Raw genomic sequence first — 23,128 nt, forward strand, 5'->3', positions numbered from 1 at the left:
GCGGAAACACGACAAAGCCTCATGCGGGTTACCGCCCTGCGTGAGGACTCCGATACATAGACGAAACGTGGCGTCGACGTGCTGAAACATGCCCCGGTTAGGCTCGTGGTTACTTGGACAACGTGGTCCACACAAGACACGGAAGGACGCAATGATGTTGCTTTTTACCAGCCTTAACTTCTTGCTCGATGCCCGCCGGAATGACGACAACCCTGCGCATGGGGCCGGAAGCGGCAAGACCGGGTTCCCTCATGGCCAGCTGACGTCCACTGCCTGGGAAGGGTGGTGGCACGACGAAGCCTAGGCTAGACAAATAAGCCCGAGTCGGAACGAGCACGAGCGGGGCCGAAAATCCCCGCAGCAGCTCAGTGCATCTTGCTGCTGATTTGCGGGTGCGGAACGTCTTCGGGAGCAGGGTCTGTTCGGGACGGAAAATTGATGCTCCTATTGCTGTCAATGGGCACGGCGCCCCGCGTCATGCAGATCACCGGGCTAAGGCTCCAAGGTCAAGGGTCTGCGATCGCTGGTGCGACGGCCTGCGGCCGCCCTTGACCGCAGAGCCTTAGTGGCCCGGTCATTACGGCAGGGACGGCGGGACGCCGTTGGTCCTGCCGCTAGGCAAACTGCCCGGTCAGTCCTGCAACCTCCCGGGTGCCTCTTCGCGGTTTTTGGGATTGAGAGTTGAGCCAGGTTTCGTAGTGTTGGTAGAAGTCGTCGTGGCGGGTGAGTCCGCGTTCGAGCCGGGACAGTGCTGTGGGCCAGACATGGAGGCTGTCCGCGGCGGCCTGGAGGGTGATGTTCTTCGTTTGGCGTAGGGTGCGGAGGGCTCCGGCGTCTGGTGCTGGTTGTGGATGGATCAGCTGATCGTAGACTTCGCGGGCGATGTAGCGTTTGACGCAGCGGATGATTTCCTTGGTGCTTTTCCCTTCGGCCCGGCGTCTGGCGACGTAATTTTTGGTGCGGGTGTCGCTCATCATCCGTACCAGGGCAACGTGGTGGATGGCTTTGTTGGCCCGCCGGTCGCCGCCACGGCTGAGCCGGTGCCGCATGGTCTTTCCCGAGGACGCGGGGATCGGCGCGACGCCCACGAGGGCTGCGAACTGCGCTTCGGTGCCGATCCGTCCGGGGTTGTCGCCCACGGTGACCAGGAGCTGGCTTGCCACGTCGGTGCCGACCCCGTGCAGGTCACGGAGCATCGGCGCGTGGGTTGTCACGATCGCGTCTAACTCGGCATCAATGACCGCCAGTTCCTGATCCAGGGCGCGGTAACGGATCGCGAGGCGTTTAAGCACGGCCGCGGTGGCGATCAACGGGTCAGACATGTTTCCGGCCGGCCGGGTTTTCTCCAGGGCGGCCATCATCGGGGCGCGGGTCAGCCGCCGGTATTTGGCCCGTAACGCCTCGGGTGCAGCCGTAAGGATGCTTTTGATCTGCGCCATGACCGCTACCCTGGCGCGCATGGCCGTCGCCCGTTCGGCGCGCAGGACCCGCAGGGATTCCACCGCGCCGTCCCGGGATTTGGGTGTTGCGACGTTCCGGCCGGCCAGCGCGGCTTCTGCCGCCTGGTAGGCGTCCAGAGCGTCCGATTTGCCCCGCAGCCGGCGTCCCTGCCGGTTCGGGCGCATGACTTCCAGAACCCGGAAGCCCTCCCTGGTCAGGACACGGGCGAGTTCGGCGCCGTAACTGCCGGTGCCTTCCACTCCGGCGGCAACCACCGGGCCGAACCCGGTAATGAACTCGACAATATTCCGGTAGCCGGACCCAACGGCGGGAAATTCTTTGTCCATGAGGTGTCTGCCGGTCTCGTCGATGATTGCGACGTAATGGGTGTCGGCGTGTGTGTCGATCCCGGCGATGACTTTCAGATATGGGTTTGTCATGATGAAACTGGCCCAGCCTTCCGTTGCATGCGGTGGGAAACAAAAGGGCACGCCGGCCGGGTGGGCAGACAAGACAGTAATGGGATTCTTCGAGCAGGCTCCTATGAGGTCATGTCCACCTGGCCGCCGCGTTACTGCAGCCTGTGCCGCGGCGGACAAATCATTTGCAGGACAAACCCTTCGCAGGGCGTCAGTCAGTGCCAGAGCCACACCGCAACACAAGCCAATTCCATCATTACTGTCGGTGCCTACTGACAAGCTAAGGGTATGGACAACGGGGAAGTCTTGGAGGCAGTCGAAGCACCTGATGCTGCCCTCGTCACAATCGAAGCGGCCTCCTCCGCTGCTGCCACAGGTTCTGATTCTGCTTCTGACTCAGTAGCCGAAATTGATACTGATACTGATCCGTCGCGGGATTTGGCGGAGGAGTGCCTGGCCGAGATGGCGGAGGCTGCCCGTGACGAAGCCCGGGCCGCCGCGCGGAAGGCCCGGGCGGCTGCCACGTACGCGGACACCTGCCGGCGCCTGCTTCCACCGTCGGCGTCGCTGCACGAACAGTCCGTGGCGGAGATGGGCATGGTCGCCGAGGTCGCCTGTACCCTGACCATCAGCGAAAGTGCCGCCTCGGCGTTCCTGGTCCAGTCACACCAGCTGAACACCGAACTGCCCCTCACCCTGGCTGCCCTGCAGGCCGGGGCCCTGTCCTGGCAGCACGCCCGGATCCTCTGCGATGAAACCACCGGCCTGGGCCCCGCCGGCGCGGCCGCCCTGGAAACCCACTTCCTGGACCCCGACGCCGCCAAGGCTTCCCGCGCCTGCCTTGCCGGGGACCTCACACCCTCCAGGTTCCGTGCCAGGGCCCGGACCTGGCGCGAACGCCACCACCCCGTCTCGATCGAAACACGCCACACCAAATGCGTCCTGGACCGCCGGGTCGAATACACCCCGGACCGCGACGGCATGGCCTGGCTCTCCGCCTACCTCCCCGCAGACCAGGCCGCCGGCATCTGGGAACACACCACCACCACAGCCCGGGCACTCCAAGGCCCCACCGAGCCCCGCACCCTCACCCAACTCCGCGCCGACACCCTCGCCGCCGCACTCCTCGGCGGAGAGAGCACCAACCCCGGCAACATCAGCAGTTCAGCACTCATGGGTGGCGGGAGCGCCAGCAGGGGAACCAGCAGTTGGCGTAGCGACAGCGGCGGAAGCGGCAGCGGCGGGATCAACGGCGGCGGAAGCGCAAGCGGCGCTCTCCCCGGTGGCGGAAGCGACAACGGCGTAAATAGCCGGCCCGATCGGGACGCAGAGCGCACTGCCGGGCAGGTCCCGCCGCCGCGGGCGCAAGTGCTGGTCACCGTGCCCGTGTTCTCGCTCCTGGGCCTCACCGACGAACCCGCCACCCTCGACGGCCACGGCCCCATCCCGGCCTCCATGGCCCGGAACCTGGTCGCCAACGGAGCCGACTCCTTCCACCGCGTCCTCACCGACCCCCGCGACGGCGCACCACTGGAAATCGGCCGAACCAGCTACCGGCTCACCACAGCAATGCGCCGCTGGCTCAGACTTCGCGACGCCAAATGCCCCTTCCCCGGCTGCAACAACCACTCGCTGGATAACGAAGCGGACCACCTCCTGGCCTGGGCAGGCGGCGGCACCACCGGCATCAGCAACCTCGGCCAGCCTTGCCGCAAACACCACCACCTGAAACACAACTCCGCCTGGCAACCGACCCCGGCCAGTAAAAACGAACCACCCGGCTGGACCTCACCCACCGGCCGAGAGTACAAAAGCGAACACCAAGACTGGGAACCACCCACCTGGCCTGACGGCACACCGAGCCGTCTCGAATGACATGGAGCCTTGCCCGGGTCTAGGCAACACCAATCCTCCGGATCCGACCCGGGTCTGGACCACGCCCTCCATCCGACCCAAGCCGATTCCGGACGATGCCCCTTCCGGACGACCGCCCTCGCCCCAGATGCTGTGGAACAGCGAGCCGTGTCGGCTATACCGCGCCGCTGTCCCGGGTTTGGGATGGCACCGCTTTTCCTCTTGCTGTTCAGTCACCTGAGGGTGTCGAATCGTCTTACCAAGGCTGCGTGGCGGCTGACGATTGAGACGGCAGGAGACAGTCATGTCGGTGAAAGGCACCAACGGCCGGGGCAAGGCCCCCGGCCGCACTAATTCTGATCTCCGGCGGGCCGACGGGTCCGCGGGAGGGCCGGCAGATGCACCGGAAAAGGTCCGGAACGTTGCCCTCGTAGGGCACTCGGGCGCGGGAAAGACCCTGCTGCTTGAGGCTCTGCTGGCTGCCACGGGCGTGATATCCCGCAAGGGTTCCATCGAGGACGGCAACACGGTCAGCGACGCCGAGCCCTCGGAGATCCACCAGCAGCGGTCAGTGGTGTTATCTGTGGCCCCGCTGGTGTTCGACGGCATCAAGGTCAATGTGCTGGACACCCCGGGCTACGGGGACTTCACCGGCGAGCTGCGCGCGGGCCTCCGCGCGGCGGATGCGGCACTCTTTGTGGTGTCCGCCCTGGACGATATTGATGCGGCCACCACAGCGTTGTGGGCCGAATGCGACCAGGTTGATGTGCCCCGTGCAGTGGTGATCAGCCGGCTCGATCATCCCCGGGCGGACTTCGAAAGAACCGTGGACGCCTGCCGCCGGGCCTTCGGCGACGCCGTCGTCCCGGCTTATCTGCCGGTGCGTACGGGATCAGCCATCACGGGCCTGCTGGGGCTGCTCTCCGGGACTGTATCCGACTACAGCAGCGGCGGCCCTATGCCGGAAGTGCGGGCCGCCACACCGCATGAGCTTGCGGCTTCGGAGGGGGAACGCGGCGCACTCATCGAGGGGATCATCTCCGAGAGCGAAGACGAATCCCTGATGGACCGCTACCTCGGCGGCGAGGAGATCGACGTCGACGTCCTGGTGGATGACCTGGAGACTGCTGTGGCGCGCGGTTCATTTTTTCCCGTGCTGGCCACATCCGCGGAAACCGGACTGGGCATCACCGAACTGCTGGAAATGCTGACGCGGGCGTTTCCATCGCCGGTGGAACGCAGCCTGCCGGAAGCGACGGATCTCGCCGGCAAACCTGTGGCCCCGCTCACCTGCGACCCTGCGGGACCGTTGGCCGGGGAGGTTGTCCGGACCACCATCGATCCCTTCCTGGGCCGGGTCTGCCTGGTTCGCGTTTTCTCCGGCACGCTGCGGGAGGACTCAGCCGTGCATGTTGGCGGCCGCGGACTGGCCGAACGCGGCCATGAGGACCATGACAGCGATGAGCGCCTCACCCACCTCTACTCGCCTGTGGGGGCCAGCCTCAAGCCCGTGCCCTATTGCATTGCCGGGGACATCTGTGCCATCGCCAAACTGGCAAATGCCGAGACCGGCGACACGATATCGGCCAAGGAGAACCCGCTGCTGGTGGAATCGTGGGACATGCCGGAGCCGCTGATGCCGCTCGCCGTGGAAGGGGCCTCGCGAAGTGACGAAGACGCCCTTGCAAAGAGCATGGGGAAGGTGGCGGCCGGCGATCCGACCCTCCGGGTGGAACGTAACTCCGAAACCCATCAGTTGATTTTGTGGTGCATGGGGGAGGCGCACGGCGAGGTGGTCCTGGACCGGCTGCGGGACCAGGGCGTGAAACTGGAAACAGTTCCAGTGATCACTCCATTGCGCGAAACATTTGCTGCGCCCGCCGCGGGCCACGGCCGCCATGTCAAGCAGTCAGGAGGCCACGGGCAATACGCCATTTGCGATATTGAAGTCGAGCCCCTGGAACGGGGCGCCGGGTTCGAATTCCTCGACAAGACAGTTGGCGGCGTCGTTCCCGGCCACTACATCCCCTCCGTGGAGAAAGGCGTCCGGACTCAAATGCAGAAAGGCGTGTCGGCAGGATTCCCGGTAGTGGATATCCGCGTAACCCTGGTGGGCGGCAAGGCACACAGCGTTGACTCGTCGGACGCCGCGTTCCAGGCTGCGGGCGCGCTGGCGCTGCGAGAAGCGGCGGCCGCGGGCCGTATCCAGCTGCTCGAACCCGTCTCCTCAGTGGTCATCACCACTCCGGATGAGTACGTCGGCCCCGTTATGAGTGATATGTCTTCACGCCGGGGACGGGTGACAGGAACCACGTCGATAGGCGGCGAACGCACGGAAGTCATCGCGGAAGTGCCCGACGGCGAATTGTTGCGTTACGCCGTCCAGCTGCGGGCGCTTACCGCCGGGACAGGCCGCTTCCGGCGCAGCTACCTGCGTCACGAACCGGTGCCGGGCAACGTGGCCCCGGCGGGCAGCCATGCCTGAACGGCCCTGCTTCAAGGATGCTTCCGGATAAACTCCGCCACCCGCTCGGCCAGTGAGGCTCCGATCTCTTCAGCGCTGCGCTTGGCGCCTGCCACGGCGAAGGAATGGTCGCCGCCTTCAACCCACTCAAGCGTCGCGCCGGGACCAATCCGGGCGGCAACCCCCTCGAGAAGCTCGGGAGTGGCGAACGTATCCCGGGTTCCCTGCAGGAACAGCATGGGAAGTTCCAGTCCGTACAGATGCTCGTCCCGAAGCTTTTCCGGCTTGCCCGGCGGATGCAACGGATATCCGAGGTAAACCAGGCCTTTCGTGTCCATGCCCTCTGCGACGGCCATGGAGGCCATCCTGCCGCCAAAGGATTTGCCTGCCGCCCAAACGGGCTCCCCGTCGGACCGTGACCGGGCAGCGTCGAGGGCTGCGCGCCATGCGGCGATCGCGGCCGGCGGCCGGTCGGGGAACTTCCTGCCGGCTTCACGGTAGGGAAAGTTGAAGCGCAACGTGGCCACGCCGTCGTCGTTCAGTGCCCGGGTGAAACCTCGGAGGAACGGGTGCTCCATCCCGGCGCCGGCGCCATGGGCAACCACCAGCGTGGCGAAGGGATTGTCAGGACGCGCATAGACCCCCGAAACTTCTGTTTCGCCGGTGGGAATGGTGAGGGAGGACTCTGGAACGGACATGGACTAATCATGCCCGATCTGGATGCCGGGGCATTCACGGCGGTGTCGACTTGTTGGCTCGCCCTGTTTGCCTGACGTATATGCCAGACGTGCGTGCCGGATCTGTCTGAGCCGGACTGTCTGATGTGGCAGTTCGGGTGTAGCTTGTCCCCATGGCCAGCGAACAGACCACCCTTTCCGTCCCGGGGCCCAGCGGCAGCCGCGAAATGCGCATCTCCAGTCCCAGCCGGGTCCTCTGGCCGGACCTGGGCCTGACCAAGCTGGACCTGGCCCGCTACATCGTCGAGGTGGGGGAAGCCTTCATAGCCGCAAACGGTGACAGGCCGGTCTCGCTGCAGCGGTATTCGGACAATATCGTGGGGGAAATGTTCTTCTCCAAGAACCCGCCCAAAGGGACCCCTGACTTTGTCCGGTCGGTGAAGGTGGTCTACCCAAGCGCCCGTTCGCATCCGCAGCTGGTCCTTGACGAGCCGGCAGCCGCCGTATGGGCGGTGCAGATGAACACAGTGGTCTTTCACCCCTGGCCATCCCGAACGGAGAACACGGACAATCCGGACCAGCTGCGGATCGACCTGGACCCTCAGCCCGGGACGGACTTCGATGACGCTGTTCCCGCCGCGCTGCTCCTGAAGGAAGTACTGGCGGAGGCAGGACTGGACTGCTTTATCAAGACGTCTGGAAACCGTGGGCTTCACGTGTACTCGCCCATCGAGCCGGCCCATGAATTCCTGGATGTCCGCCATGCGGTCATCGCCGCAGCCAGGGAGGTGGAGCGGCGCATTCCGGACAAGGTGACCACCGCGTGGTGGAAGGAGGAACGCGGCCAGCGGGTGTTCCTGGACTTTAATCAGGCCAACCGCGACCGGACCATCGCCGGTGCCTACAGCCCGCGCGCACTGCCGCATGCCCCGGTATCGTGCCCCATCACGTGGGATGAACTGGGCACCGCCGACCCCAAGAACTTCACCATCCTCACCGTCCCGGAACGCCTGAAGACTGTCGGCGACCCGTGGGCGGATATGGGTGCAAAGCCTGGAACCATCGACAAATTGCTGGAGTGGTGGGAACGCGACGTCGCGTCAGGACTCGGAGAGATGCCTTTCCCGCCCGACTACCCCAAGATGCCGGGTGAGCCGCCGCGTGTGCAGCCCAGCCGGGCGCGCAAACAGGACTAGCGGTCGTATTCGAACCCCTACTCGAACCGGGACGGATCTCCGGCGCCGTAACGGGCCACCTCGGCCGCGCCGCCGGAGAAGTCGATGACCGTGGTCGGTTCGGCCCCGCAGTCGCCGGCATCGATCACGGCGTCCACCTCATGCTCCAGCCTTTCCTTGATCTCCCAGCCGTTGGTGAGCGGATCTGCCTCATCCGGAAGCAGCAGCGTGCTGGAGAGCAGCGGTTCGCCGAGTTCGGCCAGCAAGGCCTGCACCACCCGGTTGTCAGGGATGCGGACGCCCACGGTCTTTTTCTTCGGGTGGAGGAGCCGCCGGGGAACTTCCTTGGTGGCGGGCAGGATGAACGTGTAGCTGCCGGGTGTCACCGACTTGATGCTGCGGAAGACGTCATTGCCGATGTTCACGAATTGGCCCAGCTGGGCGAAATCCTTGCAGACCAGGGTGAAATGGTGTTTGGCGTCAAGTTTTCGAATGGTCCGGATACGATCCAGGGCATCCTTGTTGCCCAGCTGGGCGCCCAGCGCGTAGCAGGAGTCCGTGGGGTAGGCGATCAGGCCGCCGTCGAGCACCATGCGGACGGCCTGGGTGATGGCCCGCGGCTGCGGATCCTGGGGATGAACGTCGAAGTATCTGGCCATGACCCCGAGCCTACGGTGCCACGGCTGATAAGTGCAGTTCGCCCCCTATCAACAGCGTCGTGTTTGCGGCAGGATATTGACTGTTCGTTCCCGTACCAGCACCTCAAGGAGAACCAGCCATGCCCACAGTGCTCAACCCCTACCTTGGCTTCCGCGACAACGCCCGGGAGGCGATGAACTTCTACCAGAACGTCTTCGGCGGCGAATTGACACTCAGCACCTTCGGGGATTTCCAGGCGAGCGAGGACCCCGCCGAGGCGGACAAGATCATGCACGGCATGCTGACCACCCAGCAGGGGATGGTCCTGATGGGGGCCGACACCCCGAACTCGATGGAGTACACACCGGGCGGTTCGATTTCTGTCTCGGTCAGCGGCGACGATGAGGCCGAGCTGCGCGGCTATTGGGACAAACTGGCCGGCGACGGCGGCAGCGTGACTGTTCCGCTGGAGCAGGCGCCCTGGGGCGATATTTTTGGCATGTGCACCGACAAGTTCGGCGTGGCGTGGCTGGTCAACGTCAACGGCGCACAGCCGGGCGGTCCCGTGACTTAAGGTTCCTTGAAGCGGGGCCACCCGCGATGGGACCATGGAAGGGTGCAGCCCCTCTTCGATTTTCTCGCTCACTACTGGTGGTTGGTTTTCCCCCTCAGTGGTGTGATGGGCGGGTGGGCCAAGTCCTGGCAGATGTCCACGGAACGCCGGCATCAGCGGAGGGTGGAGCTGTACAAACTCCGGAACCAGTCACTGCAGGCCGAGCAGGTGGCCATCGCCGACATCGAGTCCCTCATGGCTGCCCATGATGCCGTTAACCGCCGCTGGCTGGACTACGAACTGGACGTCGGCAAGCTGATTGATTTTCCCCTGATGACCGATGTCCGCGAACCCCTCACGGTGGCCTTCCTGCGGGCCAAACGCGAGGCGGACGGGCTGCGGCCTTCCTCGGCCAAGGAGCTGACCGCACCGTCACGGCTCGAGGCTTACCGGGCGTCGGTCAATGCCTTTGAAGTGGCCTTCGCGGTCGCGGAGCGGGAAGCCAAACGGATCAGGGATACGAACTTTTCCGGGCCAGAGCGTGAGCGGCTGGCAACGGCCAGGAAGCTGCTGCGGCTCGCCGAGAATGACGCCGCCACCCCCGCTGAGCGGCAGGCCGCCTACAAGCGGGCCCGCCGCGAACTGGACGGCCTCATCGTGCTTCCGGATGCCGCGGTTGCCGCGCTGGAGGAAAAAGTGGCGCCCATGCTCGATTCCGGCCGCCCATCGGACTCTCCGCAGAGGTAGGTCCGGGGGAGGCATGTGTGAAAAGAGTCTCCCTTTACCTCGACGTGGACGGGGTGATTTGTCCTTTCGGGCCAGCCGGGGTCAGTGAATGGGGCTCTCCCTGGCGGCACGCCAGTGCCGGCCTGCTGTCGGTCGCGTTTGCCCAGGAGCTCGTCGACGGACTGAACGGGCTCGCCGCCGTTGATGGACTCAGGTGCGTGTGGCTGACCAGCTGGGAGGACCTGGCACCCGAATACCTCTGCCCCTCCATTGGCCTCAACGCGGCGAATTGGCCCTATCTGACGGCGGCGGGAGCAGGCGCAGGAGGCGTCCCGGGTCAAGCGCTCGGGGAAGGCTGGTGGAAACTCCGTGCCATCCAGGATGACATGGACAGATTTGGCCCTGACGCCGTGGTGTGGATCGATGACCAACTCAGGTATGAGGAGGAGGCGCAGGCATGGGCGAGGATCCTGGGACGCCGCATCCTCCTGGTGTCACCTGACCCGCGCCGCGGAATCTCACCGGCCGAGTTCGGCGCCGTCAGGTCGTTTCTGGAACAGCCGGTGTTTTGACCTGATGCCATGGACGCGTACGATCTATAAGGTTTCACGCCGCTTCTGCAAACACCACAGGTCATTCCAAGCGAACAGCTGGTGAATTATGCTGTGCAGGGGCAGTCGGGGGAAAGAAACTGCTGAACGTCGACTCTGCAGATTGGGCAACAGGTGGATATCACCTTAATGGTGGCGCTGGTCATAGCACTGGCACTATTTTTCGACTTCACGAACGGCTTCCACGACACCGCCAACGCGATGGCAACACCAATCGCCACCGGCGCTATCAAACCGAAGGCTGCAGTGACTCTCGCGGCGATCCTGAACCTGGTGGGCGCATTCCTGTCAACGGAAGTGGCCAAGACAGTTTCCGGTGGCATCATCAGGGAAGGATCGGACGGGGTCCAGATCACTCCGGACATCATCTTTGCCGGTTTGATGGGCGCGATCCTGTGGAACATGATCACCTGGCTCAAAGGACTTCCGTCCAGTTCATCCCATGCCCTGTTCGGCGGACTGATCGGCGCGGCCATCGCAGGCATCGGCTTCAACTCGATCAACCTCGAGAGCCTTATGCAGAAGGTCATCCTCCCGGCCATCTTTGCGCCGCTCATCGCGGGCATTGTTGCTTACGCGTGCACCCGTCTCGCCTATGCCATGACCTCCCGGCATGATCCCGAGACCGGCAGCAAGCTGACGCAGAAGCGTGGCGGCTTCCGCACCGGACAGATCTTCACCTCCAGCCTGGTGGCGCTGGCTCACGGCACCAACGACGCCCAGAAGACCATGGGCATCATCACGCTGGTCCTGATCGCGGCCGGCACCCAGGCTCCCGGTTCCGGCCCCGAATTCTGGGTGATCGCCGCCTGTGCCTTCGCCATTGCCATCGGCACGTACGCTGGTGGCTGGCGCATCATCCGGACCATGGGATCCGGTCTGACCGAGGTCAAGCCGGCGCAGGGCTTCGCCGCCGAGACGAGCACCGCATCTGCCATCCTGGCGTCCTCGCACTTGGGCTTCGCCTTGTCCACCACGCAGGTGGCTTCCGGTTCTGTCATCGGTTCGGGAATGGGGCGGAAGGGGACCAGCGTGCGCTGGAGTATGGTGGGCAAGATCCTTGTGGGCTGGCTCTTCACCCTGCCGGCTGCGGGCATCGTTGGCGCGCTGACCGCCCTGCTCGTCAAGACGGGCGTCGTCGGTGTGGTGATCGCCGCCGTCGCCGGAACTGCTGCCGTGCTGTTTATGTTCTTCTATTCCCGCAAGTCCCATGTGGGCCACCACAATGCCGTGGAGGTCGAAGAAGCCGGGCAGGCCGTCCGCTTCGCCAAGAAGAAGAGCCTGGCCCGGGCCCAGGCCAGGGCCAAAGCCAACAATCCGAAGGATGTCCAGCGATGAAGTGGTTGGAACTGGTAACCGTAGGCGGCGCCACCCTGGTGTCTGCCGTGACAGTGGTGTTCCTGTACTCACTGGGTGTCCGCCTCACCGCCATCGCCGGCGATGCCGAGCAGGCCTCGCCCCGCATAAAGCGCTCCCTGGCGTACGTCTGCTTTGGCCTCTGCGGCCTTGCTGTCCTGTTCGGGCTCTACCTGATCATTCCTTACTTCAGCAAGTAGTCCGGGCCGGTAGTCCGGCCCAATAGTCACTGGGCAGGGCCGGAACTGATGGCTAGGCTTGAGCCATGTCACGGATCCAGTATTTTGTTGCTTCGTCCCTTGACGGTTTTATCGCAACGTCCACTGATGACCTCGGCTGGCTCCTGCAGTTTGACGGTTTCGAGGGCGGCAAGGAAAGCTACGAATCGTTCATGGACGGCGTGGGCTGCATTGTGATGGGCGGAGAAACGTTCGCCTGGCTGATGAAACACGAACCGGGAAACTGGCCCTATACCTCCACCCCCTCGTACGTTTTCACGCGCCACGAGTACGCCGCGCCGCCGGGGGCAGACGTCACCTTTATCCGGGGTGAGGTAGGGGAATTTGTCCAGGACTTCAAGGACGACGCCCGCGGCAAGAACGTCTGGGTGGTGGGCGGCGGAAACCTTGCGGCACAGTTCGCCGGCGCCGGCCTGCTGGACGAACTCATCGTGTCCATCATCCCCGTGGTCCTGGGGAACGGAAAGCGGCTGCTGCCTCTTGAAGGCCCGACGCCGCCGCTTCAGTTAACAGATTCGCGCACCCTTGGGCGGGGGGTCGTGGAGCTGCGTTACGGCTTCAGCCCTGCCGCCCGGCCGGGTGTGGCCTGACGCCAAACGTGGCCTGGACGGGCGGCTTCAGGCTGGAACAGGCGGCTGACATCGGTCAGCTGTCGTCAGGGCCGTTGTCACGCAGCATATTGGTGATCCGGGCGGTGGAAAGCCGCCGTCCCTTTTCGTCGGTCACCACGATTTGGTGCGTAGTCAGCGAGCGACCCAGGTGGATTGCGGTGCAGGTCCCGATGACGCTCCCCGCGGCAATGGAGCGGTGGTGGGTTGCACTGACCTCAATGCCCAGGGCCCGCCGGCCTGGCCCGGCGTGCATCCCTGCCGCAAAGGATCCCAGAGTTTCCGCGAGGACCACGTGGGCGCCGCCGTGCAGGATGCCTGCTACCTGGGTATTGCCTTCCACCGGCATGGTGGCCACGGTCCGTTCGGGGCTCATCTCCAGGAAGTGGATCCCCATCTTCACCACCAAGGCGCCTACTCCGTACTCGCCAAGCCAGCCGTGAAGGTGTTCCGGGATACCGGCTGCCACTAACTCATCGGTAAATGGGCCGGGCGTGAAATTGTCCATCATGGGAACTAGGCTGGCACCTGTGAGTGAAACTACCAAACCGGCCCCTTTCCCGTCCCAGACCTCTGACCTTCGGGACGATGCTGCCCTGCCCGCCGACGCTGCTTTGCAGGACGTGGTGGTTCCGCCGCCGGCCAGCCAATCGGTGTCAGCCACGGTGGCTCCCGTCATCCCCATCACCGACCAGCCGCGCCTGCTGGTTCTGGACGGGCACTCCATGGCATTCCGGGCTTTCTTCGCCTTGCCCGCGGACAAGTTCTCCACGGCCAACGGACAGCACACCAACGCCATCCACGGGTTCACGTCCATGCTCATCAACCTGATCAAGGAACAGAAGCCCACGCACATCGCGGTCGCCTTCGACGTCTCCGACGACACCACCCACCGCAAGGCCGAGTACAGCGGATACAAGGGCGGCAGAAACGAAACGCCGCGGGAGATGAGCGGCCAGATCGACCTCATCGACAAAGTCATGGGTGCCTGGGGCATCAAGACCATCAAGATGCCCGGCTACGAAGCTGACGACATCCTCGCCACCCTCGCCGCCATGGGGGAGAAGGCCGGTTTCGAAGTACTCCTGGTAACAGGGGACCGCGACGCGTTCCAGCTCATCACGGACAACGTCTTTGTGCTTTATCCCAGGAAGGGCGTCAGCGACATCCCGCGCCTGGATGCTGCTGCCATCCAGGAGAAGTACTTCGTCACGCCTCCGCAGTACTCGGACCTCGCCGCGCTGGTGGGGGAATCGGCGGACAACCTGCCGGGCGTTCCCGGCGTCGGCCCCAAGACCGCGGCCAAGTGGATCAACCTCTACGGCGGGCTCGAAGGAGTGCTGGAGCACCTGGACGCGATCGGCGGGAAGGTGGGCGACGCCCTCCGGGAAAACGTCGAGGACGTCAAGCGCAACCGGCGGCTGAACAGGCTTCACACCGATCTGGAACTGCCGCTGACGCTGGACGACCTCGCCGAGCCGAGGCCTGACGAGGCCGCACTGGAGCAACTGTTCGACGAACTCGAATTCAAGACCATCCGCGCCCGGCTGTTCGCCCTTTACGGCAGCGACGAAGTGGAGTCAGCGGAACGCGAGACCATCGACACCCCCGCCTTTGTCACCCCGGCGAACGCCGCAGAGCTGGCTGCCTTCCTGGCTGCAGGGGCCGGGAAACGCTCCGCCATTGCCGTTGATCTGGTACCGGGCCGGATCGGCGAAGACGCTGCGGCACTGGCCATCGTCCGTGACGACGCCGCCGTCTACATCGACCTCGCCGGCCAGGACGCCGCAGCCGAAAACGTCCTCGCAGACTGGCTGCGGGATGACACCTCCGCCAAGGTCATGCACGGATACAAGGCTGCCCTCAAGGCACTGTCCAGCCGTGGGCTGGGACTCTCAGGAGTAGTGGACGACACCTCCATCTCCGGGTACCTCATCCAGCCGGACCGCCGCACCTACGAACTCGCGGAACTGGCGCAGCACCACCTGAACATCAGCATCTCGCCAGAGACGGCCAAGGCGGGCCAGCTTGAGCTGTCGTTCGACGGCGAGGATGCCGCCGCCGCGGATGCGCTGGTCCGGGTGGCGGCGGTGGTCCAGACGCTGAGCCGGCGGTTCGAGTCCGAGCTCAAGGAACGCCAGGCCGAGGACCTGCTGTCCACCCTTGAGTTGCCTGTCAGCCGGGTCCTGGCCGACATGGAGCTCGCCGGGATCGCCATCGACATGCCGCACCTGGATGAACAGCTGGCCGATTTGGCGAAGGTCATCGACAACGCGCAGGAACTCGCCTTCGCCGCCATTGGCCACGAGGTCAACCTCGGTTCCCCCAAGCAGCTGCAGACTGTCCTCTTCGACGAACTCCAGCTGCCGAAGACCAAGAAAATCAAGTCCGGCTACACCACCGACGCCGCATCCTTGAAGAACCTCCTGGAAAAGACGGGGCACGAGTTCCTGGTCCAGCTGATGGCGCACCGTGAGTCCGCGAAACTAAGCCAGATGCTCGAGACGCTCAAGAAATCCGTCACCGAGGATGGCCGCATCCACACCACCTACGCGCAGAACGTTGCCGCCACGGGCCGGATCTCCTCCAACAACCCCAACCTCCAGAACATCCCCATCCGCAGCGAGGAAGGCCGGCGCGTGCGCGGCATCTTCGTGGTCAGCGACGGCTACGAGTGCCTGCTCTCCGCTGACTACTCGCAGATCGAAATGCGGATCATGGCCCACCTGTCAGGCGACCCCGGGCTGATTGCGGCATACAAGGAAGGCGAAGACCTCCACCGCTTCGTTGGCTCGCACATCTTCCACGTGCCGCCGGCGGAAGTGACCAGCGCCATGCGCTCCAAGGTCAAGGCCATGTCCTACGGACTCGCCTACGGACTGACGTCCTTTGGGCTGTCCAAGCAACTGGAAATTTCGGTAGACGAGGCCCGGACCCTGATGAAGGACTACTTCGACAGGTTCGGGGCCGTCCGCGACTACCTCCGCGGAGTGGTGGACCAGGCACGGATCGACGGCTACACCGCCACCATCGAGGGCAGGCGCCGCTATCTGCCGGACCTTACCAGCACGGACCGGCAGCTGAGGGAAAACGCCGAGCGCATCGCACTGAACTCACCCATCCAGGGATCCGCAGCGGACATCATCAAGCGGGCAATGCTGGGCGTGCACGACGAACTGCAGGCCCAGGGACTCAAATCGCGCCTGCTCCTGCAGGTCCACGATGAACTGGTGCTTGAGGTGGCCATTGGCGAGCGGGAACTCGTGGAGAGGCTGGTCACCGAGCAGATGGGCTCCGCCGCCGATCTCACCGTCCCCCTCGAAGTCCAGATCGGCGTTGGCACCACCTGGTACGACGCCGGCCACTAGCCAGGCCCGGAACTGGCACTTCCTCAAGGCGAATCTCCGGCCCTGCACCCTGCCTGGATGCAGGGCCGGACGATTGCGCTGCTGGGTGGACGCAGGCGATCTTGACCGTGACACCAGTTTGACGCCATGATGACATCATGGAACTTCAAACGTATGTCAACAGCCTCCAGGAACAGTTGGCCAATGCCGCCGGGGCAGGCGGTGAGCAGGCGCGCGAGGTGGCGCTCCGCCTCGCGGCGCCCCTTGAAACAGCAACAAGGCTTGTCCTGCTGGAAGCACTTGCAGCCGCCGCCGGGGAAATCACCGGGGAGCTGGCGCCAGGATCGGTGGAGGTGCGCCTGCGCGGCCGTAATCCCGAGTTCGTTGTTTCCCTTCCGCCGGCCCGGACGGACTTTGACGATACCGCTCAGGAGTTCCCTGTAACTGAACCCCAGCCGGCATCACCAGGGGAGGGGGACGACGGCGGGACGTCCCGGTTTACGCTGCGCCTGCCGGAACATCTTAAGCAGCGCATCGAGGCTGCGGCGGCAGCGGAGAAACTCTCGGTCAACTCGTGGCTGGTCCGCTCCCTTGCCGCTTCTTTGGAGCATCCCGGCCAAACCCCCCGGGGCAGTAAGAAAAGGTCCTCCGAGGGGCGGAGCTACAGCGGTTGGGTGCAGTGAGTTCCATGTTTAATTTCGCCACCCCGGAACCCATTTCCGTCACCATCGAATTGAACCTCGGAGACGTCCGGATGACAGCGAGCGACCGTGCCGACGCCGTGGTTGAGGTGCAGCCCACGGATGAATCAAAGGCCTCGGACATCCGGGCGGCCGAGCAGACAAGGGTGGAGTATTCCCATGGCCGGCTCGTCGTCAAGGGGTCCAGTGACTGGAGACGGTATGCCGTTTTCACTGGAAACGGATCCGTTGACGTCACCATCAAACTTCCCTCCCGTTCCGACGTCCGGGCAGAGGCAGGAATGGGCAAGTTCGAGTGCCAGGGTGAACTGGGCCGGTGTTCGCTCAAAACCGGCATGGGCAGGATCCGCCTGGACCGGACCGCTTCCGTCAAGGCTGAGACCGGCTACGGGGACATCACGCTGGAAGGTGCCGCCGGCGACGTCGAGATCAAAACGGGGTCGGGCGAGATCAGTGCCCGCCGTATTGAAGGCGCCGCCCACGTAAAGAGCTCAGATGGCCACGTCTATATCGGCTGGGTGGCCGGCGATGTCCAGGTTAAGGCAGCCAACGGCAAAATTTCCATTGGCCAGGCGCAAGGGTCCGTCACAGCCAAGTCCGCCAACGGCAGGATCCGGGTGGGCGGAGTGGCGCGCGGCTCGGTCCTGCTGGAAACCGCGATGGGTGACGTTCGGGTAGGCGTCCAGGAAGGAACGGCAGCCTGGCTCGACGTCAGCACGCAGTACGGAAGGGTGCTCAATTCCCTCAACGCTGCCGATGGGCCTGGCGGGCACAAGGAGACGGTGGAGATCCGCGCCCGGACATCCTACGGCGACGTCGAGATCCAGCGTTCACTGGACCCAATCCACGAGACGGGAAACCGCGGGTGATGGGTAGGGTTGATGTTGTGAAAAGTACGCGCGGAATCGAGATCGGGTCACTTCCCTTCCCCCTGGTCAGTGAAGGCCCGCCGTCTCTGGTTGCCCCGCTCCTTGAGGGGGAGAGGCTAGTCCTGACGGCGGACGCCGGCGCGGATATGTTCCTTGACCCCGGCGGACATCCGGACACGTCCGATGCTGAACGCTTCGTCTGGCCCGTCACGGGTGACTTTCGGTTCAGCGCATTCGTCAGCCCGGTGTTTGTCTCTGATTTCGACTCCGGCGTGCTGCTGGGCTACATCGATCCACTGAATTGGTTCAAAGTCTGCGCCGAACTGGATCCCAGCGGGACCACCAGGGTGGTGTCCGTTGTCACGCGGAACGGCAAGTCCGACGACTGTGACAGCTGGCCGATCGACGGAGCGGGGACTTACCTGCGAATCTCCCGCCTCGGCCAGGCTTTCGCGCTGCACGCCTCCATTGACGGCGAATGGTGGAACATGGTCCGCTACTTCGGCATGGGCGAGCCGGCACCTGATGCCGTCAAAATCGGATTCGCAGCGCAGTCCCCTTCCGGAGAGGGAACGACGGCGACATTCAGTGAGGTCAGGTTCGATACCCAGCGGCTGGCCGAAGTAAGGGACGGCACGTAGCCGCCCCCGGCTGGCGAGCACCTCCCGGCAAACGTCAGCTGAAACTTACGCGCCAGGAGCGGGCCGATCGGGCCGGAAGGGCTCTGCTGACCCTCGGAATGGAAGGCCTCGACGACGTCCTGGCCCGCCTTGCCGCGCACGGCGTAAAGCATGAACGGTGGAAACGTACGGGAACGGCGTGCGTCACGTCGTCGTGCTGGACCCTGATGGAAACAGTCTGTCGCTGGCCGAAGCCCCTTGAGCCCGTCCGCTGGTCCAGATGATCCCTGCCGGCCCGGAAGTGCATCAGTCCGTGAGGGCGAAGGACACGACAGGGTAGCGCTGGCCAGACGATGGATTTATTGGCTAGGCTCGGCGGTGTGGATGAACTGAGTGGGGACTATGAAATCCGGCGCTTTGGCGCGGCAACCAAAGGCGAGCAGGGCTATGCCGAGGCCGAATCGTGGATCAGGGCGGTGGCCTTCGGTTTCCATGAGGCCACCCGCGAGCCGGAGCGGATAGCGAGGTCCCTTGACAGCTACCGGGCAGACCAGCGCATCCTCACCGGCGCTTATCAGATCCGTGACGTGGCGCCGGGATCACTGCCGGCAGAAGTTCCCGTCGCCACCTTCGCTACTCTTCGCAAAACGCTCAACATCGGTTTCGGCCGCCAGCTGGAGACCCAGATGGTCACCGCCGTCACGGTGCGGACATCCCACCGGCGCCGGGGCCTGTTGCGCCGGATGATGTCAGAGGACCTGGACATGGCACGGCGGGATGGCATGGCTATGGCTGCCCTGACGGCATCCGAGGGATCGATCTATGGACGGTTCGGTTACGGGGTAGCCAGCTTCGAACGCAGCGTGAAAGTGGACACCACCGCGAGGTTCAAGCTGAACCACCAGCCTGTGGGCTACATTGAAGTCGCCGATCCGAAGGTGCTGCTGGACCTGGGTCCCCAGGTTTTCGACAAGGTGCACCGGTTGACTCCGGGCTCGATGGGCCGCCAGGACTGGTACCGTCTCCTGGCGTCGGGTTCCATGGGACCGGACGGCAAGGAGGATCCGGCCATCAAAGTAGCCCTGCACTACGGGCCGCACGGAGCTGTTGACGGGTACGTGTCCTACAAGTTCCTCGGTTGGGACAAGGAGCCCTACACCATGGAGATAGTGGACCTTGTTGCCGCCAGCAATGAGGCCTACCTTGAGCTCTGGCAGTTCCTGGGTGCCATCGACCTGGTGGAGCGGGTGACGTGGGAAGAAGCGCCGTTGGACGACCCGCTCACGTGGGCCCTGAACGACCCCCGCTGCATCGACTCCTCGAACAGCAGGGACATGCTGTGGCTCAGGATCCTGGACGTTCGGAAAGCACTGGAGGCGCGGTACTTTCCGGTGGAGGGCCGGCTGGTGCTGGAAGTCCTTGATCCGCTGGGGCTGACTGCAGGAACCTTTGCGCTGGAAGTTACGGGCGGTGAGGCCGCCGTCGTTCCCTGGGAAACACCGGAGCAGGCTGACCTGACGTTGGACGTGTCAGCGCTGTCGTCGATCTATCTGGGGGCTGTTTGCCCGGTGACCCTGACGGCGGCGGGCCGGATCCGCGAGAACACGAAGGGCGCGGCGTTCCAAGCCCGGCAGATGTTCACCGTGGAGCGGTCTACGCACTGCCTCACCCACTTCTGACTCCTCGCCACGGCTGGCAAGCCTTCCTTGCGTTCGGGAAACTTGCCGGCGCCCGCGGTGCCCGCGCTTTGACCAGCCTTGGCCACTGCGACTAGAATAAACGGGCGTGTACTACGTGCACGTATCTAGAATCCACAAAATCAGGATGACCCGGCAGGTCTGTGTGATCTGCCGAAACCTGCGCCTGCGTTCCATAACGCGGGCGCGGTGGTTTGCCTGACCGACTTACTATCCACAACGGAGCCCCTACTACATGACCATCACCTCCACCGAGAAGCCCGGTACCCCCGTAGTCGCGATTAACGACATCGGTACCGCTGAGGACTTCCTCGCAGCAGTCGACGCCACCATCAAGTACTTCAACGACGGAGACCTCGTCGAAGGTACTGTCGTCAAGGTCGACCGCGATGAAGTTCTGCTCGACATCGGTTACAAGACCGAAGGTGTCATCCCCTCCCGCGAGCTTTCCATCAAGCACGATGTTGATCCCGGAGACGTCGTCTCCGTTGGCGATCAGGTCGAAGCCCTGGTGCTCACCAAGGAAGACAAAGAAGGCCGCCTGATCCTCTCCAAGAAGCGCGCTCAGTACGAGCGTGCCTGGGGCGACATCGAGAAGGTCAAGGAAGAAGACGGTGTTGTCACCGGTACCGTCATCGAGGTTGTCAAGGGTGGTCTTATCCTCGACATCGGTCTGCGCGGCTTCCTGCCCGCATCCCTCGTCGAGATGCGCCGTGTGCGCGACCTTGCTCCGTACATCGGTCAGCAGATCGAAGCCAAGATCATCGAGCTGGACAAGAACCGCAACAACGTTGTGCTGTCCCGCCGTGCATGGCTCGAGCAGACCCAGTCCGAGGTCCGCTCCACGTTCCTCAACAAGCTGGAAAAGGGCCAGGTCCGTCCCGGCGTCGTTTCCTCCATCGTCAACTTCGGTGCCTTCGTGGACCTTGGCGGCGTAGACGGTCTCGTCCACGTTTCCGAGCTGTCCTGGAAGCACATCGACCACCCGTCCGAGGTTGTCGAAGTTGGCCAGGAAGTCACCGTCGAGGTCCTCGAGGTCGACCTGGACCGCGAGCGTGTTTCCCTGTCGCTCAAGGCTACGCAGGAAGATCCGTGGCAGACCTTCGCCCGCACCCACGCCCTCGGCCAGGTTGTTCCGGGTAAGGTCACCAAGCTGGTTCCGTTCGGTGCGTTCGTCCGCGTCGAAGACGGCATCGAAGGCCTGGTCCACATCTCCGAGCTCGCCGTGCGCCACGTTGAGCTGGCTGAGCAGGTTGTCTCCGTTGGTGACGAGCTGTTCGTCAAGGTCATCGACATCGACCTCGAGCGCCGCCGGATCTCCCTCTCCCTCAAGCAGGCCAACGAGGGCGTCGACGCCGAAAGCACCGAATTCGATCCTGCTCTCTACGGCATGGCCGCTGAGTACGACGAAGAGGGCAACTACAAGTACCCGGAGGGCTTCGACCCGGAGTCCAACGAGTGGCTTGAGGGCTACGAGAACCAGCGTTCGGCCTGGGAGCAGCAGTACGCTGACGCCCAGACCCGCTGGGAAGCACACAAGAAGCAGGTTGCCCAGCACGCTGCCGACGACGCTGCAGCTGCAACGTCCGGTGAGAGCGACTCCGGCACCACCAGCTACTCCTCGGAGCCGGCTGCTGAGTCCAACACCGGAGCCGGCACGCTGGCTTCGGACGAGGCTCTTGCCGCTCTGCGCGAGAAGCTGACCGGCAACTAATTGCCACCGGCCCGGGTTTCCGGGCTGACACAGTGGGCCCCTGCGAAAGCAGGGGCCCACTGTGTTTAACACCTGGTGTCCGACCTGAATGCGTAACTATTGGCGTCATCGGCTACAACTGGCCCTGCAACTGCGGGCTTTGCACAGCGGTCGGGCGGCTAAAGTGACGCAATCCCGTCGGGTACCCGCTACAGTACGACGGCGGCACTCACCGCGCCCCCGTCGTCGGACGTCAGCAGGGCACCTGCCGCCGTGAGGAGGCGCTGGGCGCCAATGTTGGCGTCCGTGGTGGTGGCCGTTACCTGTTGCAGGCCGGCCCGCCGCGCCTCCGCCAGGACCAGGGTCAGCGCTGCGGTTCCGATGCCGGAGCCGCGCCAACTGCGGCCCAGCCAGATGCCGGTTTCCGCCGTTGCCGGCCCTGTCCGCTTCAGCCTGACGGAACCGGCGGCGCTGCCGTCGCAAAGTACCGCCCATGACTTCTCCTGCGCCGCTCCGTCCAGGCCTGCCGCCGCCGCCCGGTGGTAGGCCCGGAACCAGTCAATCCGCTCGGTGTTCCAGCCCGCGCCGGAGCCAAGCGGGGGTGTGACCTCGTCAGGCGAGGCATCCGTCATGGCCAGAGCCATGAGCTGTTCCAACATGGCCTCGTCTACGTCTGCCAACCGGACGTCAAGGGAGCGGGACATCAATCCACTCCGTTCCACCGGGCGTGAGCATGGCCTTTCCTGCAGTGAGCGACAAGACGCGCTCCGCGGCCGCGGAGATGTCCGCCGGCTCATCGGGGATGGCCAGGCGCAGGATAGTATCCTGGGCGCCGTATCCCGTTTCCGCCATGACGAATCCGGCCGCCCGCAGGTCATTCTCCAACCGGCCGGCGGCGGCATGCGGCACGGACGCTTCGCAGATCCGCAGCCGGCGGCGGCGCACCAGCGGCGCCTGCTCCAGAGCCGCGGACACCGACTCCGAGTACGCCCGGACCAGCCCGCCGGCACCCAGCAGGATACCGCCAAAATAGCGCACGACGACGGCGCTCACGTCGCTGAGGTCCGTCACCCCCGGCGTGGTTTCCCTTTTGACAAGGGCCTCGAGCATGGGCGTGCCGGCGGTGCCGGAGGGTTCACCGTCGTCGTTTGAACGCTGAACATCGCGGTCCGGGCCTAGGACAAAGGCGGAACAGTGGTGGCGGGCGTCGTGGAACTCGCGGCGTAATCCGGATACCAGGTCCTTCGCGGCCTCTTCTGTGGCGGTGCGGCGGAGCACAGTGATGAAGCGGGACCGCTTGAGCTCGATCTCGTGCCGAGAATCGGTTCCTGCGGCAAGCGTGGTGTAGGCGGTGGTCCGGCTGTCTTGCTCTTGCACCGCCCCAGTGTAGGCCCCACCGCCCCCTGAACTCATAAGACCTGGGCACAGGGTACTAATGTG

At 64.4% G+C, this 23,128-nt stretch carries 22 protein-coding genes; 16 read left to right on the plus strand and 6 right to left on the minus strand.

The features are described from left to right. Window positions 1-151 precede the first annotated feature (151 nt). Complete coding sequence (locus tag M1E17_RS12235) at window positions 152-304, plus strand: hypothetical protein (RefSeq protein WP_457962319.1); 153 nt, start codon at window positions 152-154, stop codon at window positions 302-304. 310 nt (window positions 305-614) lie between these two features. Here the strand turns inward: M1E17_RS12235 and M1E17_RS12240 are convergent, their stop codons facing one another. Next, window positions 615-1,880, minus strand: a complete 1,266-nt coding sequence (locus M1E17_RS12240; RefSeq protein WP_457962217.1) for an IS110 family RNA-guided transposase — start codon at window positions 1,878-1,880, stop codon at window positions 615-617. Window positions 1,881-2,147: 267 nt separating this feature from the next. Between M1E17_RS12240 and M1E17_RS12245 the strand changes: the two genes are divergently transcribed. Beyond that, a complete protein-coding gene (locus tag M1E17_RS12245) occupies window positions 2,148-3,734 on the plus strand; it encodes a DUF222 domain-containing protein (RefSeq protein WP_457962320.1) in 1,587 nt (528 codons plus the stop codon). Window positions 3,735-4,017: 283 nt separating this feature from the next. Beyond that, window positions 4,018-6,198 carry an elongation factor G-like protein EF-G2 gene (locus M1E17_RS12250; RefSeq protein WP_457962321.1) on the plus strand — a complete coding sequence of 727 codons (2,181 nt, stop codon included), beginning with the start codon at window positions 4,018-4,020 and terminating at the stop codon, window positions 6,196-6,198. A gap of 11 nt (window positions 6,199-6,209) precedes the next feature. Here the strand turns inward: M1E17_RS12250 and M1E17_RS12255 are convergent, their stop codons facing one another. After that, window positions 6,210-6,875: an alpha/beta hydrolase family protein gene (locus M1E17_RS12255; protein WP_457962322.1), complete on the minus strand. Its 666-nt coding sequence runs from the start codon at window positions 6,873-6,875 to the stop codon at window positions 6,210-6,212. Between the two features lie 152 nt (window positions 6,876-7,027). Between M1E17_RS12255 and ligD the strand changes: the two genes are divergently transcribed. Beyond that, the gene (gene ligD, locus M1E17_RS12260) at window positions 7,028-8,050 is read left to right on the plus strand and encodes a non-homologous end-joining DNA ligase (protein WP_457962323.1); all 1,023 of its coding nucleotides are present in this window, start codon (window positions 7,028-7,030) and stop codon (window positions 8,048-8,050) included. Window positions 8,051-8,067: 17 nt separating this feature from the next. On the opposite strand, the gene M1E17_RS12265 is transcribed toward ligD, so the two are convergent. Further along, window positions 8,068-8,688: an L-threonylcarbamoyladenylate synthase gene (locus M1E17_RS12265; RefSeq protein WP_457962324.1), complete on the minus strand. Its 621-nt coding sequence runs from the start codon at window positions 8,686-8,688 to the stop codon at window positions 8,068-8,070. Between the two features lie 119 nt (window positions 8,689-8,807). On the opposite strand from M1E17_RS12265, the gene M1E17_RS12270 reads away from it, so the two are divergent. The 6 genes from M1E17_RS12270 (at window position 8,808) to M1E17_RS12295 (ending at window position 12,743) form a co-directional block, all read left to right on the plus strand. Then, the gene (locus tag M1E17_RS12270) at window positions 8,808-9,242 is read left to right on the plus strand and encodes a VOC family protein (RefSeq protein WP_457962325.1); all 435 of its coding nucleotides are present in this window, start codon (window positions 8,808-8,810) and stop codon (window positions 9,240-9,242) included. Between the two features lie 42 nt (window positions 9,243-9,284). Next, the gene (locus M1E17_RS12275; RefSeq protein WP_457962326.1) at window positions 9,285-9,968 is read left to right on the plus strand and encodes a hypothetical protein; all 684 of its coding nucleotides are present in this window, start codon (window positions 9,285-9,287) and stop codon (window positions 9,966-9,968) included. Window positions 9,969-9,985: 17 nt separating this feature from the next. Next, complete coding sequence (locus M1E17_RS12280; RefSeq protein ID WP_457962327.1) at window positions 9,986-10,519, plus strand: HAD domain-containing protein; 534 nt, start codon at window positions 9,986-9,988, stop codon at window positions 10,517-10,519. A 153-nt stretch (window positions 10,520-10,672) separates the two neighbouring features. Continuing rightward, on the plus strand, window positions 10,673-11,896 hold the full coding sequence (locus M1E17_RS12285) for an anion permease (protein WP_457962328.1): 1,224 nt from the start codon (window positions 10,673-10,675) through the stop codon (window positions 11,894-11,896). Next, on the plus strand, window positions 11,893-12,114 hold the full coding sequence (locus tag M1E17_RS12290) for a hypothetical protein (RefSeq protein WP_457962329.1): 222 nt from the start codon (window positions 11,893-11,895) through the stop codon (window positions 12,112-12,114). The genes M1E17_RS12285 and M1E17_RS12290 overlap by 4 nt, the downstream gene beginning before the upstream one ends. Before the next feature lie 65 nt (window positions 12,115-12,179). Then, window positions 12,180-12,743 carry a dihydrofolate reductase family protein gene (locus M1E17_RS12295; protein WP_457962330.1) on the plus strand — a complete coding sequence of 188 codons (564 nt, stop codon included), beginning with the start codon at window positions 12,180-12,182 and terminating at the stop codon, window positions 12,741-12,743. A gap of 55 nt (window positions 12,744-12,798) precedes the next feature. Here M1E17_RS12295 and M1E17_RS12300 read toward each other — a convergent pair whose 3' ends face one another. Beyond that, entirely contained in the window at window positions 12,799-13,272 is a 474-nt protein-coding gene (locus tag M1E17_RS12300) for a hotdog fold thioesterase (RefSeq protein WP_457962331.1), read from the minus strand. A 214-nt stretch (window positions 13,273-13,486) separates the two neighbouring features. Between M1E17_RS12300 and polA the strand changes: the two genes are divergently transcribed. The 6 genes from polA (at window position 13,487) to rpsA (ending at window position 21,709) form a co-directional block, all read left to right on the plus strand. Continuing rightward, window positions 13,487-16,129 (plus strand): DNA polymerase I, encoded by a 2,643-nt coding sequence (polA, locus tag M1E17_RS12305; RefSeq protein ID WP_457967734.1) that lies wholly within the window; start codon window positions 13,487-13,489, stop codon window positions 16,127-16,129. Between the two features lie 137 nt (window positions 16,130-16,266). Beyond that, window positions 16,267-16,791, plus strand: coding sequence for a toxin-antitoxin system HicB family antitoxin (locus M1E17_RS12310; protein WP_457962332.1), 525 nt, complete (start codon window positions 16,267-16,269; stop codon window positions 16,789-16,791). Window positions 16,792-16,796: 5 nt separating this feature from the next. After that, on the plus strand, window positions 16,797-17,678 hold the full coding sequence (locus M1E17_RS12315) for a DUF4097 family beta strand repeat-containing protein (protein WP_457967735.1): 882 nt from the start codon (window positions 16,797-16,799) through the stop codon (window positions 17,676-17,678). Window positions 17,679-17,695: 17 nt separating this feature from the next. After that, a complete protein-coding gene (locus M1E17_RS12320) occupies window positions 17,696-18,319 on the plus strand; it encodes a DUF1349 domain-containing protein (RefSeq protein ID WP_457962333.1) in 624 nt (207 codons plus the stop codon). 332 nt (window positions 18,320-18,651) lie between these two features. Further along, entirely contained in the window at window positions 18,652-19,977 is a 1,326-nt protein-coding gene (locus M1E17_RS12325; RefSeq protein WP_457962334.1) for a GNAT family N-acetyltransferase, read from the plus strand. Between the two features lie 253 nt (window positions 19,978-20,230). Then, a complete protein-coding gene (rpsA, locus tag M1E17_RS12330) occupies window positions 20,231-21,709 on the plus strand; it encodes a 30S ribosomal protein S1 (protein ID WP_267275077.1) in 1,479 nt (492 codons plus the stop codon). Between the two features lie 188 nt (window positions 21,710-21,897). Here rpsA and M1E17_RS12335 read toward each other — a convergent pair whose 3' ends face one another. Then, window positions 21,898-22,392, minus strand: a complete 495-nt coding sequence (locus M1E17_RS12335) for a GNAT family N-acetyltransferase (RefSeq protein ID WP_457962335.1) — start codon at window positions 22,390-22,392, stop codon at window positions 21,898-21,900. Beyond that, entirely contained in the window at window positions 22,376-23,101 is a 726-nt protein-coding gene (locus M1E17_RS12340; RefSeq protein WP_457962336.1) for an IMPACT family protein, read from the minus strand. Before M1E17_RS12340 ends, M1E17_RS12335 begins: the two co-directional genes overlap by 17 nt. Window positions 23,102-23,128 lie beyond the last annotated feature (27 nt).

The organism is Arthrobacter sp. D1-29 (assembly GCF_054130585.1).

Bases quoted from the DNA above. Each gene is read 5' to 3' on its own strand.
- M1E17_RS12235 (WP_457962319.1), top strand. From the start codon at position 152: ATGATGTTGCTTTTTACCAGCCTTAACTTCTTGCTCGATGCCCGCCGG.
- M1E17_RS12240 (WP_457962217.1), bottom strand. From the start codon at position 1,880: ATGACAAACCCATATCTGAAAGTCATCGCCGGGATCGACACACACGCC.
- M1E17_RS12245 (WP_457962320.1), top strand. From the start codon at position 2,148: ATGGACAACGGGGAAGTCTTGGAGGCAGTCGAAGCACCTGATGCTGCC.
- M1E17_RS12250 (WP_457962321.1), top strand. From the start codon at position 4,018: ATGTCGGTGAAAGGCACCAACGGCCGGGGCAAGGCCCCCGGCCGCACT.
- M1E17_RS12255 (WP_457962322.1), bottom strand. From the start codon at position 6,875: ATGTCCGTTCCAGAGTCCTCCCTCACCATTCCCACCGGCGAAACAGAA.
- ligD (WP_457962323.1), top strand. From the start codon at position 7,028: ATGGCCAGCGAACAGACCACCCTTTCCGTCCCGGGGCCCAGCGGCAGC.
- M1E17_RS12265 (WP_457962324.1), bottom strand. From the start codon at position 8,688: ATGGCCAGATACTTCGACGTTCATCCCCAGGATCCGCAGCCGCGGGCC.
- M1E17_RS12270 (WP_457962325.1), top strand. From the start codon at position 8,808: ATGCCCACAGTGCTCAACCCCTACCTTGGCTTCCGCGACAACGCCCGG.
- M1E17_RS12290 (WP_457962329.1), top strand. From the start codon at position 11,893: ATGAAGTGGTTGGAACTGGTAACCGTAGGCGGCGCCACCCTGGTGTCT.
- M1E17_RS12295 (WP_457962330.1), top strand. From the start codon at position 12,180: ATGTCACGGATCCAGTATTTTGTTGCTTCGTCCCTTGACGGTTTTATC.
- M1E17_RS12300 (WP_457962331.1), bottom strand. From the start codon at position 13,272: ATGATGGACAATTTCACGCCCGGCCCATTTACCGATGAGTTAGTGGCA.
- polA (WP_457967734.1), top strand. From the start codon at position 13,487: ATGGCATTCCGGGCTTTCTTCGCCTTGCCCGCGGACAAGTTCTCCACG.
- M1E17_RS12310 (WP_457962332.1), top strand. From the start codon at position 16,267: ATGGAACTTCAAACGTATGTCAACAGCCTCCAGGAACAGTTGGCCAAT.
- M1E17_RS12315 (WP_457967735.1), top strand. From the start codon at position 16,797: ATGTTTAATTTCGCCACCCCGGAACCCATTTCCGTCACCATCGAATTG.
- M1E17_RS12325 (WP_457962334.1), top strand. From the start codon at position 18,652: ATGGATTTATTGGCTAGGCTCGGCGGTGTGGATGAACTGAGTGGGGAC.
- rpsA (WP_267275077.1), top strand. From the start codon at position 20,231: ATGACCATCACCTCCACCGAGAAGCCCGGTACCCCCGTAGTCGCGATT.
- M1E17_RS12335 (WP_457962335.1), bottom strand. From the start codon at position 22,392: ATGTCCCGCTCCCTTGACGTCCGGTTGGCAGACGTAGACGAGGCCATG.
- M1E17_RS12340 (WP_457962336.1), bottom strand. From the start codon at position 23,101: ATGAGTTCAGGGGGCGGTGGGGCCTACACTGGGGCGGTGCAAGAGCAA.